Source organism: Glycomyces rhizosphaerae, from assembly GCF_042647865.1.
GTDB classification, from domain to species: domain Bacteria; phylum Actinomycetota; class Actinomycetes; order Mycobacteriales; family Micromonosporaceae; genus Glycomyces; species Glycomyces rhizosphaerae.
Genome location: NZ_JBHRWO010000021.1, coordinates 607,184 through 623,246 on the forward strand (window position 1 = coordinate 607,184; position 16,063 = coordinate 623,246).

A 16,063-nucleotide genomic window follows, 5' to 3' on the forward strand; every position below is an offset into this window, starting at 1 on the left:
GCAAGCGCGCCGGCACGGCACACGTTGAACCGAATAGCGGCCCTGATCCTGACACTGGCGAGTGGTGACACTGAGCTCAATGCGATGACGGCTTGGAGGTATCCGGCCGTCGTGGACCATTGCACTTGGTGCAGAGTGGGTCCATGTCTTCGTATGAGCCGATGCCATTTCACCTTGAGACCGAGCGGTTGGTCTTGCAGCCGTGGGACGAGTCAGTTGCGGAGGAGCTCCGCGCCCTGCACGCCGAACGCGGCGACTGGACGCCGACGATCGAGCAGACCCGGGAGATCATCGCGGGCGCGCAAGCCGGCACGGCCGCCACGGGGATCGCCACACTGCCGATTCACCGCCGGGCGGAAGGGGACTTCATCGGCTACTGCGGGTTGATCGTCGGCCGCGCCACTGTTGACGAGCCCGAGATCGCCTATGAGCTCTTCAAGCGTGTACACGGCAACGGCTACGCGACCGAGGCGGCGCGCGCGGTCCTCGACGCCGCGACGGCGACCGGTCGTAGTCGCCTGTGGTCGACCGTCCGCACATGGAACACCGCCTCGTTCCGGGTCCTCGAAAAGATCGGATTCGAGCGCGACCACGTCACCACCGATGACCGGGGCGACATTGTCTGGCTCACCCGAACCCTGCAATGACCCGAAGCGACTGGGAAAAACCTCACGGAGAGCCGGAAGGTTCGACGCTTCGATGCTTGTTTCCCTGAGGGCCGGTCGATCCGCCACCTCGGATCGACCGGCCTGTCCTCAGTGGAGTCGGGGCCCAGTCAGGTGTTCTCCGGGTCGGCGATGAGACGGCGGGTCTGTTCGAGGATCCAGGGGCACCATTCGTCGTTCTTCCAGGCGCCGAACCATTCTGGTGTCGGATCGGGTTCGTCGAAGAAGCGGCAGATCACGCGGGGACCGGCTCCGTCGTTGCATTCGATGCGGTGCTCGGTCGCGGTGAGCGGGTGGGCTGTGGCGTCCTCGCGGAAGACGGAGAAGACCGCCGGTTCACGGTGGAAGTCGCCGAGCCAGCCGTCGTCGCGAGGGTCGGGCTCGGGTTCGGCGAAGGCGGTCTCAGCCATTGCAGGACCTCACCGAGCCGTTGCGGAAGACGGTGAAGGCGGTGTCCTCGACCCAGGCCTTCCACTCAGGAGCGAATGGGCGCCACTCCGGGCCCCAGGTTGCATGACGGTCGCCGGTGCTGAGGCCGGAGACGATCAGGACGAGGTCGGCCGCGTTGTTGTTGGCCGACACCTGGAACGAGTCCGGTGCGGGCAAAGGTGAGGTGCGGACGGTGAAAGTGTTGCGCCCATCGGTGAATCCGCCGCGCTCAATTGAGGCGGCAGATGAGCGTCGTGTTTGGTGCTTGTCGGTCATGTCGGTTCTCCTCCTATCGACACAACCAACGTAAGCCCAGGTCAGAGGGTCATGCGAGAACCAGGCTGAACGCATGTCGGTAACACGGCGTGCGCCACAGAGTTGTGGCTCAAATCGGTGGCTACTGGGCGCCAGCGATTTGAGACAGCGCGCGAGACCAACGTTGTGACCAGAGGCAATGCATGCCATCATGGCCAAATGTCATCGAATCCGAGGTTTGACGCCTGGGCCATCCGTATGACCCTGAACCTTCTGTATGGGGCACATGGCTTCGGCAGCGAGCGCGAGGGCGCCCGATTTCTTCAGATGAACCACACCACCCTGAAGCGGATGCTCGACGGGACAACCCAGCAGTTCGATGCGCTGCGGGTCAAGGGGATGGCAATGCATCTGGGGGCATCACCTGCGGTGGCCGACCAGCTTTTCGAACTAGCGGCTCAAACCCACAACATCGCTGCGTCCGGCTACCAGCAGCCATCGAATCCCGGTAAGCAGCATGCTGATTCGCCCTTCGGAATGATCATCTCGCGGGCTGACCGAATCGACATCTACGAGGACAACCTCATTCCCGGTGAGCTCCAATTGGTCGAGTACATGGATGCTCTGGTGGAGGACAATCCCTTCGCGACCGAGGAAGGCGCTCGACGTTCGAAGGCCGACCGCCGAGCTCGGAAGGAAGCGATTTTCAGCGGCGTCACACCGGACATGCGTGTAGTCCTCAACGAGCATGTCCTGCTGAGAATTGCGCATGAGCCATTCTTCGACCGGCAGGTCGGTCATCTGATTGACCTGACCGAGCAGCACAACGTAGGGATCTACGTGCTGCCGGTGGCGAAGGGTCTCCACCCGGCAATGTCGGGCGCGTTCACGATCATGGGGTTCAGTAACCCCGTTGACCTGGAGGTTGTCTACCTGGAATCGTATGCGGGAAGCGAGTGGGTGGAGGAGCTGGATGCTGTCGCCCAGTTCCGTAAACTGTTCAAGGTCATCCTGCAGCGATGTGAAGAGCTAGGAGCGTATCTCAATGGGCGACAGTAAGTGGCGCAAGTCCAGCCGCAGCTCAGGGAACGACAACTCAGCGTGTGTGGAGGCCCGACTCAGCAGCGACGGGTTTGAGGTTCGCGACTCGAAGCTTGGCGATGGCTCTCCAATCCTCCACACCTCCTCCGCGGACTGGCTTCGATTCCTCGCAGCCGTCTCGAAGTTAACCTCACTGACTACCGCAGCGCTCACGCTGCGCATCGGGCCGGGAACCTCTTGGTTCTCGGCCCGCTTTAGTTCTGGCAGTCCGCCACGCCCATCATGGCGTCCAGGCGATCTCTGGCTCCGACCAAGTTCTGGATCTGCTCCTCAATCCTCTCCCGTTCGGCCGCCACGATCGCCACTTCCACCTCGGTGACCTCATTGCGGTCCGCGCACGGCCGCAACCTTGCGATCGTCCGGCTCGGGATTCCCGCCGCGAACATCTGCCGGATCCACCGGACCCGCTCCACCGCATGCGCGTCATACAACCGCTGCCCGCTGGCACTGCGTTCAGAATCAAGCAGCCCCTGCTCCTCGTAGTACCGCAATGCGCGCACGCTCACGCCCGTCGCCTCGGCCAGCTCCCCGATCCGCATTCGCCCGACCCCTCCCGTGTGGTCCATCACAACTGTTTGCCTCTGACGTCAACGTCAGGTTTTAGCGTAGGCCGCGAACCACCGGTCCGACCAACACTCGAAACCTGGAGTCCCACATGCAGATCCAAGGCGCAACCGCCCTCGTCACCGGCGCCAACCGCGGCATCGGCCGTCACTTCGCCCAGCAACTTCTCGACCGCGGCGCGGTCAAGGTCTACGCCGCCGCGCGCAATCCCGAGTCCATCGACCTGCCCGGCGTCGAGCCGATCCGGCTCGACATCACCGACCCGGCCTCCGTTGCGGCCGCCGCCAAAACAGCCGCAGACGTCACGATCCTGATCAACAACGCCGGCATCTCGACGCGCGAAAACCTCGTCGTCGGTGAGGAATCCGTGATCCGCCAAGAGATGGAGACCAACTACTACGGTCCGCTCAACACCATCCGCGCCTTCGCGCCGATCCTCGCCGCGGGCGGCGGCGGGGCGATCCTCAACGTCCTTTCCGCATTGTCCTGGCTCTCCCCGGGAGGCATGGCGAACGCCTATGCCGCTTCGAAGGCCGCCGCATGGAGCCTCACCAACGGCGTGCGCCTGGAACTGGCGGCGCAGGGCACGCAGGTGACCGGCCTGCACGTCGGCGCCGTAGACACCGACATGCTCGCGGACATGGACGTGCCGAAGAACGACCCGGCGGACGTCGCCAGAGTCGGGCTCGACGCCATCGAATCCGGTGCGCTGGAAGTCCTCGTGGACCAGGACACGCGCGACATCAAGGCCGCGCTGAGCGGCGACCTGCTCGCGCTCTATCCGGCACTCGCCTCGGCGTCGACGCGCTAGATCAAGGCCGCCGCGACCGGCCGCCAGTACGGAGCCCGGTCGATGATCGCGGGCGGCGGGCCCGTCTCAGTAGGTCCGCCGCGCGCGTTGCTCCTTCGGCTCGATGGTCCGCGGTTTCCCGGGCACGCGTTCGTCGACGACCGCGACGCCGGGTGCGAATCGTGCCGCGGCCGCGGCGATCACCCGTGCGCCATGCGGCGAGAGGCGGACGCTGCGCGCATTGAGCATGGCGCCCAGACGAACCGGTGACCCGTCAGGACGCAGTCGGAGACTCTGCCTCTGCTTCGCGCTCGGCTCCTTCTGGGCGACCTCGTACCAGTCGGTGGTCCGCTCCACGCCGACCCGCGCCTGCCAGACCGGAATGAACCACAGCCATTTCTGGCGGATCCGCCACACCACGATCCGTTCGACCTCGTCCCAGGGCAGGTCCACGCGCGGCACTTCGGCGCGCATGTACAGGCCGCCGATGTCGGCGAACAGTCGGATGCGGTCGGGACCGACGATGGCCGCGGCCGGTCGCGTCAGCAGGTGGTACGCCTTCATGCCGGACCAGGCCAGCAGCGGGACGAGGTAGACGAGGACCCCCATCCACGCCGGGGCCTCGGTGTCGAAGCCTCGGGAGTCCCGGTAGGCGATCGGTTCGGAGCCGGCGCCCATCAGCATCGACGGCGTGGCGACGAGGGCCGCGGCCGAGATGATGAAGAGGACGAGATCGCGGTGGCGAACCCGTTCGGCCACGGTCACTTCACTGTCGCTAGCGGTGGAGGGAGGCGTCACGGCTGGTTCGCTCCTCGGGTGGTGGGCGGGACCTCGATTCTCGCAGGCGGTCGCTACTACCCGTCCTTCAACACCGCTGTGACCACCAAGGTGGTGCACTGCACGATGATGGTGCCGCCGCGGGCGTCGATCGCCTTGGCCGCCTTGGTGAGCAGTTGTTCGATCAGGTCCGGGCCGAGGCGGTTGAAGCCGCCGGCGGTCGGGAGTTGGTCGACCGGTTCGGCGATACGCGGGTCTCTTGTGGAAGGTGAGTGAGCCAGCGGTGTGCTGCACGACGCGGCCGGACATGTGGGCTATGCACAGCAGGCCCTCACGATCCGGCCGCGTTAGCGGGCGTGCTCACTCAGCTCGCGGCCAGTTTCTCGAAGGCCTGATAGGCCTGGTCGAACCGTTCCATCGCGGCTGCGATATTCGGCTCCGGTTGCGGGTCGCCGAGCGCCGCCTGCATCAGCTCGGTCCCCGCCGTCAGCTCCTCGCCGATGGCCCAGAGCATCGGGTCCGGTGATGGATCGCCGCCATAGGCCTTGCCGGTCTTCTCGTCGTACCAGCCGACCGCGTACAGCTCGATCGGGTACTGCTCGATCACTGCCGCGGCCGTGAACAGGAGCTCGGTCGCCTCGGCGCGCAGCTGCTCGGCGAGTTTCGGGTCCTGCGCGAGGTGGGATTCGGCGAGGGTGCTGAAGCCCTTGCCGAGGTAATCGTGGAACTTCTGCTCGATCTCCGGGTCGATGAGGTCCTTCCAGAAGTCGAACATCGGTGGGCACGAAAGGCATTCGGGCGGCCAGGGGTTTCCCGGGCTGAGCTCGGGGACCTCGATGTAGTAGCAGTCCCAGATCGTCGTGCCCCACGGCGTGGTCCCGACGGGGAAGCAGACCTTCATGTAATTGCCGCCCGCTTGGGCGGGCGCGGGGACGAGCAGGACCGCGGCGACGACGAGCGTGACCGCGAGTAGGAATCGTTGGATGATGAGGCGCATCGGCACTCCTTGAGCAGGGATGGTGACCGCCTCAGTATGGGATCGGGTACCTGCCGTGATGGGTACACGATGGACGCTGAGCAGGGGCGACAGTGTCCAATAGAGACTAAAGGCCGGTTCGGGCGACTTTGCGGCGCCGGACCGGCCCGAAGTTGGCACGTGATGTGCCACCGCCGATCGGACTCAGGCCATCCCGGCGAGGATCGCGGCGGCGCGTTCCGGGTGGACGAGGAAGCCGGCGTGGCTGGTCTCGAGGGTGTGGACGTCGAAGGTGTTGCCGGGCGTGAGCGCGTCGGCCTCCTTGATGAAGAGGTCTTGCAGCTCAACGGGAATCGATGTGTCCTTGGTGACCCGGATGTAACTGCGCGGGAGGCGGCCCCAGGTGTCGGCCTGGGCGCGGTCGTCCGGGCCGCCCGCGTCGAGGCTCTCGTCAGGAGTGAGGGTGCTGAGGAAGACGCGGAACTCGTCGTCGGTGCAGTCGGCGAGCATCGACTCCTTCAGGGCCGCAAGGAGGGCCGGGTCGGCGGTGCGCCAGTTCATGCGGACCGCGCCGACGCGCGCGGGGTTCGCCGCTGCGACGCCCATGACCTGGTCGAGGACGCTCCCGGCGTTCTCGGGGAGCCGCAGGTACTGGCCGGGGGTGTGCTCGACGCAGCACCAGGCCGAGGCGTAGACCAGGCGGTCGATGAGCTCGGGGTGGCGGTTGGCGACGGCGGTGAGGGTGATGCCGCCGCGGCTGTGGGCCACCGCGATCACGGGGCCGTGCTCCTTGGCGCGGCGCAGGATCGCGACCATGTGGTCGACGTTCGCCTGCAGGCCTACGCGTTCGAGGTTCGACGGCGCCTCGGCCAGCTCCGCCGCGTCCTGGGTCTGGTACGAGGACGGGACGCCCGCCTCGAAGCCGTGGCCCGGCAGGTCCACCGCGAGCGAGCGGTGGCCCGCGAGGGCGAGCTCGCGCTGGAGCGGCGCCCACGTGAACGAGTTGGCGTTGGAGCCGTGGATGAGGACGAACGTCGGTGTCATGGAACGATTATCGCACCGTTACCATGCCGGGCCGGAGCGTAGGATCAGGTGTCCGCCAGGGCCCGGCCGCAGCGGTCGCTGAGGTCGCGGAGCGCCGCAGCCGCCTCATCGCCCTCGACGAGCGTGAAGTCGACGCCGAACATGCAGACGAACGAGGCCATGACCAGAGGGTCGGAGCCGCCGAGGGTGACCAGGCAGGTGTCGGCGTCCAAGGCCTCCACGACCCCATCCACAGGGGATATTCCAGGGGCGATCTGCTCCGCCGGTGCGCGGAACCGGAACACGGCCCGAACCGGCCACAGCGCCCCGAAGCGCTTCGTGAGGTAGGCGGTGAGGTCGCCTTCGGGCTCCTCACGGGCCGGGAACGGCGGGCCCGTGGGCTCGCGCGGTTCGATGCGGTCCACGCGGAAGGTGCGCCAGTCGTCGCGGTCGAGGTCGAAGGCGACGAGATACCAGAGCTCGCCCCACGAGACGATGCGGAGCGGTTCGGTGCGGCGGTAGGAGGTCATGCCGTCGTGCGCGGTGTAGTCGAAACGCAGGGACTGGCGGTCACGGCAGGCGGTCGCGAGTGCGGCGAGCGCGGCGGGGGAGACCGTGGGCTTGTCCCGGTCGGGCATCGTGACGGTGGCGGCCTCGATGGCCCGGACGGGGCCGCGCAGCCGCGGCGGCAGCACCTGCTCCAGTTTGGACAGGGCCCGACGGGCCGTGTCCTGGAGGCCCGCAACGGTACCCAGCGTGGCGCTCCGCAGGGACACGGCGACGGCCACGGCCTCCTCGTCATCGAGGAGCAGCGGCGGGAGCTTCGCGCCCGCCGCGAGCCGGTAGCCGCCCGCGCCGCCGCGGGTCGCGTGGACCGGGTAGCCGAGCTCGCGGAGCCGGTCCACGTCGCGCCGGACCGTCCGAGGGCTCACCTCCAGGCGCTCTGCCAGCTCGGAGCCGGCCCAGTCGCGCGGGGTCTGGAGGAGGGACAGCAGTCGCAGCAGTCTCGCCGAAGTCTCCAACATCCCCTGATGCTCTCAGGCGTATAGGACAGAAGTCGACCTATACGGGCTCTAGCTTCGAGGACATGGAACACGAACACGACATCCGACCCTTCCGCATCGACGTCCCGCAGGCCGCGCTCGACGACCTCGCCGAGCGCCTCGGCCGCACCCGCTGGGCGCCAGAGGTGCCGGGGACGGGGTGGAGCCGAGGTGTGCCGGTCGAGTGTCTGCGGGGGCTGGTCGAGCGCTGGCAAGGCGGATTCAACTGGCGTGCACAAGAAGCGGAGATGAACCGCTTTCCTCAGTACACGACCGAGATCGACGGCCAGACCGTCCATTTTCTACACGTGCGGTCGCCGGAACCGGACGCGGTGCCGCTGATGCTCGTCCACGGTTGGCCGAGCACCTTCGCCGACTTCCTCGAGGCGGCCGGGCCCCTGAGCGACCCGCGGGCCCACGGCGGCGACCCGGCGCGGGCCTTCCACCTGGTGATCCCTTCGCTGCCCGGGTTCGGGTTCTCGACGCCGCTGAGCGGGCCGGGCTGGAATACGGAGCGGATGGCGAAGGCGTTGGGGGCGTTGATGAACCGGCTCGGGTATGAGCGGTACGGGGTGCAGGGCGGCGACATCGGGGCATGGGTGGCGCCCGAGATGGGGAAGCTGGAGCCGGAGCGGGTGATCGGCGTGCATGTGAACGCGCTGTTGACCTTCCCGGTGGGGGCCGAGGGCGAGATGGACTCGCTGGGCGAGGGCGACCGGGCGCGGTGGAAGGCGATGCGGGCGTTCAACGACGGGTATCTGCAGATCCAGGGGAAGAGCCCGCAGACGCTCGCGTATGGGCTGCATGATTCGCCCGTGGGGCAGCTGGCTTGGATGGCGGAGAAGTTCGTCGAATGGACGGACGCGCCCGAGGGGGCGGCGGCGTTCGACCTGGACCGGCTGCTCGCGTTCGTGAGCTTGTACTGGTTCACGGGAACGGCGGGGTCGGCGGCGCAGTACTACTACGAGTTCGTGAGCGCGAGCGGCTGGAGCCAGGAATGGGTCGGCGAGGAGGCCGGAGCGGAAGCCGAGAGCGCCTGGGGCGCCGGAGCTTCGGACGGCGAGGCGGATGCGGGTGCTTGGGGCGGTGACGAGTCCGGCGGCTGGGCGCCGGTGCGGGGCACGGTGCCGACCGGGGTGCTGGTGTCGGGCCACGATGTGACGGTGCGGCCGTGGGCCGAGCGCGACCACAATGTGGTGCGGTGGACCGAGCACGAGCGGGTCGGCCACTTCTTCGCGGCGGAGCAGCCGGACGTGTTCGCCGAGGACGTGCGGGCGTTCTTCGCTGAGCTGAAGTGAAACGAGGAGGCCCTGCCGCATTCGCGACAGGGCCTCCTCGTGCGGGTCAGGCGAAGGTGGCGCCGAGGTTCGGGTAGTTCTTCGGGACGAGGAAGTTGGTGGCGGCGATCGCGCCGTTCGATGCGCGGGGGCCGGTGATCACGGAGGTGCTGGTGTTCGCCAGGTCGGCGTCGACCCATGCGGACTTGATGTCCCAGGAGTTGTCCGAGCCCGTGGAGGATCCGAGCGCGACCGGGGTGGCGTTGTTGACCGCGAGGTTCGCGGTGAGCTTCGAGGTCGAGGAGTCGAAGTCGAAGCCGGTCTTGCCGTTCTTCCAAGCGGTGGAGCGGCTGATCTGGAGCGAGCCGGGGTTGCCGTTGTCGGTGAAGCCGTGCGCGGAGTTCTTCCACGCCATGGAGTTCACGACCACGTGGTTCGCGGCCGGGTCCGGGTCGCCGCCGCCCATCTTGAAGCCGTTGCCGTCGCCGGAGTAGTCGGGGAGGTTCCAGTGGTTGTAGCCGTTACCATAGGCGACCGAGTTCTCGATGCGGATGGGGGAGAGGAACTCCCAGGCGTCGAAGCCATCGTCGGCATTGTTCCAGAGGCGGGCGCCGATGACGGTGTTGCCGGTGCCCGTGCCCTCCTTGATGGCGAGGCCGTCGGCGCTCTCGCCGTTCTTGCGGGGGTCGCGGTTGCCGTAGGCGTCGAGGTTGACGATCCGGTTGTTCGCGGAGGCGCCCTGGATGTGGAGGCCGGACTCGTAGTTGTCGCGGGTGATGAGGCGGTCGTAGACGTTGTTGTTGCTGTCGAGCGCGAAGATCGCATATGGGCCGTGGATGATCTCGAGGTTCTCGAAGCGCCAGTGGTCGCCTTCGACGTGGAGGGCGCCGCGGTCGGCGCGGGGGATCGAGGAGCCGACGGCGCCGGGGGTGTACGGCATGTTCTCGCCGTCGATGATCACTTTCTCGGTGCCATAGGCGCGCATGGTGATCGGGGCGGCAGCGGAGCCGTTGGAGTTGACCTGGATGTTGGTGCTCGGGGCGTAGGTGCCGCCGCGGATCTGGATGACGGTGCCGGGCGCTGCCTTGTTCACGGCGGCCTGGATGGTCTTGAGCGGCGACGCCACGGTGCCGGGGTTGGCGTCGTTGCCGTTGGTGGCCACGGTGATCGTGGCGGATTGCGCGGAGGCGGACTGGGTCCACGCGAAGCTCGCGGCGGTCGCCGCCGCGGCGGCGGCGAGTGCCGCCAGGAAGAGGACGGCCCGGCGGAGCCGGGGGCGCCGCCCGCGCGCGGAGCACGCTGGCGTGTTCGTCGGTGCGGTGGTCATGTGAGGGTCGCTTTCTCGGTAGTGCCGGTACGAGAAAAGGGGAAGGCGCTTGCCGCCTTGAACCTCACGGTAACCGATTGCATCGAGGAAAGTCAATGTAAGGCCGGATTGCCCCGGTCTCGGTGATACCTGGGGCCCTGGCCCTCGCGCTGCACCTCTCGGTAGACCCCGGTGCGCAATTCGACCTCCCACTCGCCCGGCGCGGGCATGCCGGACCGCTGTGCGACCGCGATCTCGGCCTCCACGTCATAGGCCACGCGCACGAACTGGATGGAGAAGGGGCCGGGCTCGGCGGACCCGAAATCGCCCTCGACGATCACGTAGCACGGGGTCGGGTCGTCCAGGGGGTTGCCGACGCTGCCGACGTTGAACAGCGTCCGTCCGCCCCGGTCGGACTCCAGGTACGGATCGTGGATGTCCCCGTACCCGACTACATCCGGCGCCGGACCATCCCCAGTGGCCTCGGTGTTGGCGAACATGCCGAGGAACTCGGCCTCGTCGTGGTCGAAGAAGACTCGGTGGTGCACGCTCTTCGCTGACGCGTGGAAGATCCGGAGCCGCCTGCCGCTCATGAGGAAGTCATGGGAATGCGGCAGGTCCCGAAGCCATTTCTGCTGCTCTTCGGGCAATTGATCGCGCCACCACACCGCGTCGGGGAAGCCGGCCATTCGGTCCGGGTCGGTGAGCGACGACTCCCAGTTCCCCTGGACGTGGACCTCGCAGCGCTCGCGGGAGAGGTCCACGCACTCGGCGCCGCGCGGGCCCTTGCCGACCGTATCGCCGAGGTTGAAGATCCGCGTGACACCGCGCGATTCGAGGTCGTCGAGGACCGCTTGGAAGGCCGTGAGGTTGCCGTGGATGTCGGAGAGCAACGCGACTCGCTCAAGGGAGGGAACCATGCCGCAAGTCTGCCATTGCGTCATGGCGCGCCGGAAACCCTTTTCCGCCAGTCGGTCAGCGCTTCGAGTGGCGCTCCAAGAACTGGTAGACCTCGGTTTCGTCGACGCCGGGGAAGGAGCCGAGGGGCATGGCGGCGAGCTGGGAGCTGGCGGCTCGGGCGGTGGGCCAGACTTGGCCGGCCCAGGTGTCGGAGAGCGCCCTCGGGGGGTTGCGGCAGCAGTCCGGGTCCGGGCAGCGTGAGACGGACCGCGCCTTGGTCTCCTTGCCGCGGAACCACTTCGCCGACTCGTACGGGACGCCGATGCTCAGCGAGAACAGTCCGTCGGCGCTGCGCTCGGTCCTGGCCGTGCACCAGTACGTGCCCGTCGCCGTGTCGGTGTACTGGTTGAACGCGTTGAACTTGTCCGGCACGTCGAACACCTGCCGGCTCGTCCAGTACCGGCAGATCGACTGCCCCTCGATCGCGCCGGTCGGGTCGGCCGGGAAGGCCACGTCGTCGTTCTCGTACGCCTTGAAGATGATCCCTGACTTGTGGACCTTCTGGAAATGCGTGCGGATGCCGAGGTGGTGCGTAGCCAGGTTCGTGAACCGGTGCGCGGCGGCCTCATAGGACACCGCGAAGTTGTCCCGCAGGTCCTCGACCGCGATCTCCTTGCCCGTCATGGCCTGCCGCAGGAACGCCACCGCGCTCGACTCCGGGATCAGCAGTGCCGCCGCCAGGTAGTTCGTCGCCACCCGCTGCCCCAGGAACTCCAGGTAGGTGCGCGGCACCTCGTGCCGCAGCACGTGGCTCGCGAGCGCCTGCAGCAGCACCGTGCGCGGGTCGTGCGAACCCGTGCCCACCTGCGTCAGGTAGATCCGGCGGTGCTTGAGGTCGGTGACCGAACGCGTGGAGTGCGGCAGGTCGTCCACGTGGTGCAGCGTGAACCGCAGGTGCGCCGCCAGGTCGGCGATCTGGCGCTGCGAGAGCGGGCCGCCCGAGTACTCGACGTTGCGCAGGAGGGTGCGCGCCTCCGCCTCGATGTCGCCGAAGTAGTTGTCCTTGTCCCGCATGCGCTTGCGCAGCTCGGTATTGGCCCGCCGGGCCTCTTCGGGGGTCGCCGCGTGGAGGTTGACCTGGCGGTCGACCTCGCGGTGCAGACCGACGAGCGCCTCGAGGATCTCGGTGGGGGTGCGCCCGGACGGCTTCACGCTCGGCAGCCCGAGCGCCTGGTACTGGGCACTGCGCTGCGCGCGTTCGAGCTCGATCTCCAGGGCGACCCGGCGGTTGGGCGGCTTCGCGCCCAGCAGCTCGTCGGAGGAGACGCCGAGCGCGCGGGCGAGGGCCCGCAGCATCGACAGCTTCGGCTCCTTCTTGCCGTTCTCGATGAGCGACAACTGCGAAGCCGCTGAGCCGACGGCCGCGCCCAGGTCGTCCAAGCTCATCTCGCGCTGCTTGCGCAGATGCCGGATCTGCTTGCCCAAGCTGATGAGGTCGACGGTGATCTCGTCGGCGGCCAGCTCGGCCGCTTCGGCCGCACCCCAGGGGCGGTGCGCGGCGCCCGAATTAGCGGAATCGCCGTTCTTCGCGGCGGCGCCCACGCCCTTCGGCCTCGCGGCCACGCGTGGGTTACCGCTGCCATCGCCACTGCTCTGGGCGTGGGTCGCGCCTGGGCCGGGGCCGTTCGCGGGCAGGTTCGTCATTTCCCCAGTATTGCGAAGAACTGTCGATCTTTCCACCCGGAACCGCTACTCAGGCGTGGCAGGGGATGAAAGATTGTTGTTACCTGCAAGTAATGGCCGCTGATGCGGCCCCGAGTCACGGAGCCGACGATGTCTGACAACCGCGATCGCCAAGCCGAAGACACCGGCCTCGCCGCCGAACGACTGACCCTCGAATGGGCCTCCGACCCGCGCTGGGCCACCACGGCCCGCGACTACACGGCCGAAGACGTGGTCCGCCTCCGCGGCCGCGTCACCGAGGAGCACACCCTCGCCCGCCGCGGCGCCGAGAACCTCTGGACCCGGCTCACCGAGGACGCCGCCACCGGCGGGTACACGCACGCGCTCGGCGCCATGACCGGCGGCCAGGCCGTCGAACAGGTCAAGGCCGGCCTCCACGCCATCTACCTCTCCGGCTGGCAGGTCGCCGCCGACGCCAACCTCGCGGCCCAGACCTACCCCGACCAGTCGCTCTACCCGGCCAACTCGGTCCCGCAGGTCGTGCGCCGCATCAACAACGCGCTCATGCGCGCCGACCAGATCGAGGCCTCCGAAGGCGTCCAGAGCGTCGACGACTGGCTCGTGCCCATCGTCGCCGACGCCGAAGCGGGCTTCGGCGGCCCGCTCAACGCCTTCGAACTCATGAAGGCCATGATCAACGCCGGCGCCGCCGCCGTCCACTGGGAGGACCAGCTCGCCTCCGAGAAGAAATGCGGCCACCTGGGCGGGAAGGTCCTCATCCCGACCTCCCAGCACCTGCGGACCCTGAACGCCGCGCGCCTCGCCGCCGACGTGGAGGGCGTGCCCTCACTCATCATCGCCCGCACCGACGCCGAAGCCGCCACGCTGCTCACCTCGGACGTGGACGAGCGGGACCACCGCTTCCTCACCGGGGAACGGACCGCCGAGGGCTACTACCGCGTGAACAACGGCATCGAATCGTGCATCGCCCGCGCCAACGCGTACGCGCCCTACGCCGACCTGCTGTGGATGGAGACCGGCACGCCCGACCTCCAGGCCGCCCGCACGTTCGCCGAAGCGGTCAAGGCCGAGCACCCCGACCAGATGCTCGCCTACAACTGCTCGCCGTCGTTCAACTGGAAGCGCCACCTCGACGACGACACCATCGCCAAGTTCCAGCGCGAGCTCGGATCCATGGGCTTCACCTTCCAGTTCATTACATTGGCGGGATTCCACGCTCTCAACCACTCGATGTTCGACCTCGCCCACGGATACGCCCGCGACGGCATGACCGCCTACGTGGAACTCCAAGAGCGCGAGTTCGACTCGGAGGAACGCGGGTACACCGCGACCAAGCACCAGCGGGAGGTCGGCACCGGCTACTTCGACAAGGTGACCGCAGCTTTGAACCCGCAAAGCTCGACACTCGCGCTCGCCGGATCCACCGAGGCGGGACAATTCCATTAGCTGCCCTGCGACCTGTCCGCTGCGGCGGAGCCTGTACTGCGAGGCTCCGCCCTGCCACCTAAGGAGAACCACGTGGTTACTTCAGCCGAGACCCGCAACGACTCGGGCATCGCGGTCAACGGGCCCGCCATCGACCGCCAGGACGAGATCCTGACCCCGGAGGCGCTGGCGTTCGTCGCCGCCCTCCACCGGGCGTTCGCCCCCCGCCGCCAGGAGCTGCTGCAGCTCCGCCAGGAACGGCGCATCAAGATCGGCAACGGCGTCGACCCCGGGTTCCTGCCCGAGACCGCCGACGTGCGCGACGACTTCTCCTGGAGCGTCGCCACCCTCGCCCCGGGCCTGGAGGACCGGCGCGTCGAGATCACCGGCCCCTGCGACCGGAAGATGACGATCAACGCCCTCAACTCGGGCGCGAAATGCTGGATGGCGGACCTCGAGGACTCCTCGACCCCCAACTGGCACAACGTCATCGACTCCCAGGTGAACCTGCGCGACGCCATCGAGCGCCGCATCGACTTCACCAGCGAGCAGGGCAAGGAGTACCGCCTCAAGGGCGAGACCCTCACCGATCTGCCGACGATCCTGGTCCGGCCGCGCGGCTGGCACCTCGCCGAACTGCACGTGCGCATCGACGGCGTCCCGGTCGCCGGGTCCCTCGTGGACTTCGGGCTGTACTTCTTCCACAACGCGCACCGGCTCATCGAACTCGGCCGCGGCCCGTACTTCTACCTGCCGAAACTCGAATCGCACCTCGAGGCGCGGCTGTGGAACGACGTGTTCGTCATGGCGCAGGACCTGCTGGGCCTGCCGCAGGGGACGATCCGCGCCACGGTCCTCATCGAGACCATCACCGCCGCATTCGAAATGGAGGAGATCCTCTACGAGCTGCGGCACCACTCCGCCGGGCTCAACGCCGGCCGATGGGACTACATCTTCTCGGTCATCAAGAACTTCCGCGAGCGGGGACCCCGCTTCGTTCTGCCCGACCGCGACCAGGTGACGATGACCGCGCCGTTCATGCGCGCCTACACCGAACTGCTCGTGCGCACCTGCCACCGGCGCAGCGCCTCCGCCATCGGCGGCATGGCCGCGTTCATCCCCAGCCGCAAGGATCCCGAGGCGAACGCCCTCGCCCTGGAGAAGGTGCGGGCCGACAAGAACCGCGAGGCCGACGACGGCTTCGACGGCTCGTGGGTGGCCCACCCCGACCTGGTGCCCGTGGCCATGGCGGTCTTCGACGAGACCCTCGGCGGCCTGCCGAACCAGATCGACAAGCAGCGCGAGGACGTCGTTCCGAACGCGGCGGCCCTGCTCGACGTGGCCTCCACGCCGGGCGACATCACCGAGGCCGGCATCCGCAAGAACCTCGAGGTCGGCGTGCGGTACATCGAGTCGTGGCTGCGCGGCAACGGTGCTGCGGCGATCAACAACCTCATGGAGGACGCCGCCACCGCCGAGATCTCGCGCTCGCAGATCTGGCAGTGGATCAACGCCGAGGCCGTCACGGCCGACGGGCCCACGGTGTCGCGCGGCTGGGTCGAACGGCTGCTGAAGGACGAGTTCGCGAAGCTCGAACGGTTCGAAGGCGACCGCTTCGACGACGCGCTCTCGGTCTTCACCGAATGCGCGCTGGGGGAGCACTACCCGACGTTCCTCACCATCCCCGCTTACACGCGGTTCCTCGCGAACGGCGGCTGAGCGGCGCTTCGACCGACCTTGCTGAGTGCTCCTGAGTGAGCACGGCCCCAGGTGGCGGAGCCGGACCCGTTCCCGCGCGGTCCGGCTCCGCCTTGCTTTTGCCGAGGCC

Annotated in this window: 16 protein-coding genes and 1 pseudogene; 7 read left to right on the forward strand and 10 right to left on the reverse strand. The window is 67.9% G+C overall.

Annotated elements, in window-relative coordinates; all coding sequences use genetic code 11:
• Window positions 1-143: 143 nt before the first annotated feature.
• The gene (locus tag ACFO8M_RS23145) at window positions 144-647 is read left to right on the forward strand and encodes a GNAT family N-acetyltransferase (protein ID WP_387979990.1); all 504 of its coding nucleotides are present in this window, start codon (window positions 144-146) and stop codon (window positions 645-647) included.
• Between the two features lie 128 nt (window positions 648-775).
• On the opposite strand, the gene ACFO8M_RS23150 is transcribed toward ACFO8M_RS23145, so the two are convergent.
• Entirely contained in the window at window positions 776-1,075 is a 300-nt protein-coding gene (locus ACFO8M_RS23150) for a hypothetical protein (RefSeq protein WP_387979992.1), read from the reverse strand.
• Complete coding sequence (locus ACFO8M_RS23155; protein ID WP_387979994.1) at window positions 1,068-1,370, reverse strand: hypothetical protein; 303 nt, start codon at window positions 1,368-1,370, stop codon at window positions 1,068-1,070. The genes ACFO8M_RS23150 and ACFO8M_RS23155 overlap by 8 nt, the downstream gene beginning before the upstream one ends.
• 198 nt (window positions 1,371-1,568) lie before the next feature.
• On the opposite strand from ACFO8M_RS23155, the gene ACFO8M_RS23160 reads away from it, so the two are divergent.
• Window positions 1,569-2,408: a DUF5753 domain-containing protein gene (locus ACFO8M_RS23160; RefSeq protein ID WP_387979995.1), complete on the forward strand. Its 840-nt coding sequence runs from the start codon at window positions 1,569-1,571 to the stop codon at window positions 2,406-2,408.
• A pseudogene (locus tag ACFO8M_RS23165) lies at window positions 2,395-2,556 on the forward strand (DUF397 domain-containing protein); the annotation flags it as partial. The gene ACFO8M_RS23160 and the pseudogene ACFO8M_RS23165, both read left to right, overlap by 14 nt.
• 88 nt (window positions 2,557-2,644) lie before the next feature.
• Here ACFO8M_RS23165 and ACFO8M_RS23170 read toward each other — a convergent pair.
• Window positions 2,645-2,989, reverse strand: a complete 345-nt coding sequence (locus ACFO8M_RS23170) for a MerR family transcriptional regulator (RefSeq protein ID WP_387979996.1) — start codon at window positions 2,987-2,989, stop codon at window positions 2,645-2,647.
• 116 nt (window positions 2,990-3,105) lie between these two features.
• Between ACFO8M_RS23170 and ACFO8M_RS23175 the strand changes: the two genes are divergently transcribed.
• Window positions 3,106-3,825, forward strand: a complete 720-nt coding sequence (locus tag ACFO8M_RS23175; RefSeq protein ID WP_387979998.1) for an SDR family oxidoreductase — start codon at window positions 3,106-3,108, stop codon at window positions 3,823-3,825.
• A gap of 66 nt (window positions 3,826-3,891) precedes the next feature.
• On the opposite strand, the gene ACFO8M_RS23180 is transcribed toward ACFO8M_RS23175, so the two are convergent.
• The 4 genes from ACFO8M_RS23180 to ACFO8M_RS23195 form a co-directional block, all read right to left on the reverse strand.
• On the reverse strand, window positions 3,892-4,602 hold the full coding sequence (locus ACFO8M_RS23180) for a hypothetical protein (protein ID WP_387979999.1): 711 nt from the start codon (window positions 4,600-4,602) through the stop codon (window positions 3,892-3,894).
• Window positions 4,603-4,945: 343 nt separating this feature from the next.
• Window positions 4,946-5,578: a hypothetical protein gene (locus ACFO8M_RS23185; RefSeq protein ID WP_387980000.1), complete on the reverse strand. Its 633-nt coding sequence runs from the start codon at window positions 5,576-5,578 to the stop codon at window positions 4,946-4,948.
• Window positions 5,579-5,761: 183 nt separating this feature from the next.
• Window positions 5,762-6,601: an alpha/beta hydrolase gene (locus ACFO8M_RS23190; protein WP_387980001.1), complete on the reverse strand. Its 840-nt coding sequence runs from the start codon at window positions 6,599-6,601 to the stop codon at window positions 5,762-5,764.
• A 44-nt stretch (window positions 6,602-6,645) separates the two neighbouring features.
• The gene (locus ACFO8M_RS23195; RefSeq protein ID WP_387980002.1) at window positions 6,646-7,605 is read right to left on the reverse strand and encodes a helix-turn-helix transcriptional regulator; all 960 of its coding nucleotides are present in this window, start codon (window positions 7,603-7,605) and stop codon (window positions 6,646-6,648) included.
• A gap of 62 nt (window positions 7,606-7,667) precedes the next feature.
• On the opposite strand from ACFO8M_RS23195, the gene ACFO8M_RS23200 reads away from it, so the two are divergent.
• Window positions 7,668-8,921, forward strand: a complete 1,254-nt coding sequence (locus ACFO8M_RS23200; RefSeq protein WP_387980003.1) for an epoxide hydrolase family protein — start codon at window positions 7,668-7,670, stop codon at window positions 8,919-8,921.
• A 46-nt stretch (window positions 8,922-8,967) separates the two neighbouring features.
• Here the strand turns inward: ACFO8M_RS23200 and ACFO8M_RS23205 are convergent, their stop codons facing one another.
• The 3 genes from ACFO8M_RS23205 to ACFO8M_RS23215 all read right to left on the reverse strand — a co-directional run bounded on the left by ACFO8M_RS23205 (window position 8,968) and on the right by ACFO8M_RS23215 (window position 12,810).
• Window positions 8,968-10,227, reverse strand: a complete 1,260-nt coding sequence (locus ACFO8M_RS23205) for a right-handed parallel beta-helix repeat-containing protein (RefSeq protein ID WP_387980004.1) — start codon at window positions 10,225-10,227, stop codon at window positions 8,968-8,970.
• A 92-nt stretch (window positions 10,228-10,319) separates the two neighbouring features.
• Window positions 10,320-11,126 carry a metallophosphoesterase family protein gene (locus tag ACFO8M_RS23210; protein WP_387980005.1) on the reverse strand — a complete coding sequence of 269 codons (807 nt, stop codon included), beginning with the start codon at window positions 11,124-11,126 and terminating at the stop codon, window positions 10,320-10,322.
• Window positions 11,127-11,181: 55 nt separating this feature from the next.
• Entirely contained in the window at window positions 11,182-12,810 is a 1,629-nt protein-coding gene (locus tag ACFO8M_RS23215) for a helix-turn-helix domain-containing protein (protein WP_387980007.1), read from the reverse strand.
• A gap of 129 nt (window positions 12,811-12,939) precedes the next feature.
• Here ACFO8M_RS23215 and aceA point away from each other — a divergent pair, with 129 nt between their 5' ends.
• A complete protein-coding gene (gene aceA / locus ACFO8M_RS23220) occupies window positions 12,940-14,256 on the forward strand; it encodes an isocitrate lyase (RefSeq protein ID WP_387980008.1) in 1,317 nt (438 codons plus the stop codon).
• 108 nt (window positions 14,257-14,364) lie between these two features.
• Window positions 14,365-15,954, forward strand: coding sequence for a malate synthase A (gene aceB / locus ACFO8M_RS23225; protein WP_387980796.1), 1,590 nt, complete (start codon window positions 14,365-14,367; stop codon window positions 15,952-15,954).
• Window positions 15,955-16,063: the final 109 nt, after the last annotated feature.

Excerpts from the sequence above, each read along its gene's own strand:
- ACFO8M_RS23145 (WP_387979990.1), top strand. The coding sequence starts at position 144 with ATGTCTTCGTATGAGCCGATGCCATTTCACCTTGAGACCGAGCGGTTG.
- ACFO8M_RS23150 (WP_387979992.1), bottom strand. The coding sequence starts at position 1,075 with ATGGCTGAGACCGCCTTCGCCGAACCCGAGCCCGACCCTCGCGACGAC.
- ACFO8M_RS23155 (WP_387979994.1), bottom strand. The coding sequence starts at position 1,370 with ATGACCGACAAGCACCAAACACGACGCTCATCTGCCGCCTCAATTGAG.
- ACFO8M_RS23160 (WP_387979995.1), top strand. The coding sequence starts at position 1,569 with ATGTCATCGAATCCGAGGTTTGACGCCTGGGCCATCCGTATGACCCTG.
- ACFO8M_RS23170 (WP_387979996.1), bottom strand. The coding sequence starts at position 2,989 with ATGCGGATCGGGGAGCTGGCCGAGGCGACGGGCGTGAGCGTGCGCGCA.
- ACFO8M_RS23175 (WP_387979998.1), top strand. The coding sequence starts at position 3,106 with ATGCAGATCCAAGGCGCAACCGCCCTCGTCACCGGCGCCAACCGCGGC.
- ACFO8M_RS23185 (WP_387980000.1), bottom strand. The coding sequence starts at position 5,578 with ATGCGCCTCATCATCCAACGATTCCTACTCGCGGTCACGCTCGTCGTC.
- ACFO8M_RS23190 (WP_387980001.1), bottom strand. The coding sequence starts at position 6,601 with ATGACACCGACGTTCGTCCTCATCCACGGCTCCAACGCCAACTCGTTC.
- ACFO8M_RS23195 (WP_387980002.1), bottom strand. The coding sequence starts at position 7,605 with ATGTTGGAGACTTCGGCGAGACTGCTGCGACTGCTGTCCCTCCTCCAG.
- ACFO8M_RS23200 (WP_387980003.1), top strand. The coding sequence starts at position 7,668 with ATGGAACACGAACACGACATCCGACCCTTCCGCATCGACGTCCCGCAG.
- ACFO8M_RS23205 (WP_387980004.1), bottom strand. The coding sequence starts at position 10,227 with ATGACCACCGCACCGACGAACACGCCAGCGTGCTCCGCGCGCGGGCGG.
- ACFO8M_RS23210 (WP_387980005.1), bottom strand. The coding sequence starts at position 11,126 with ATGGTTCCCTCCCTTGAGCGAGTCGCGTTGCTCTCCGACATCCACGGC.
- ACFO8M_RS23215 (WP_387980007.1), bottom strand. The coding sequence starts at position 12,810 with ATGACGAACCTGCCCGCGAACGGCCCCGGCCCAGGCGCGACCCACGCC.
- aceA (WP_387980008.1), top strand. The coding sequence starts at position 12,940 with ATGTCTGACAACCGCGATCGCCAAGCCGAAGACACCGGCCTCGCCGCC.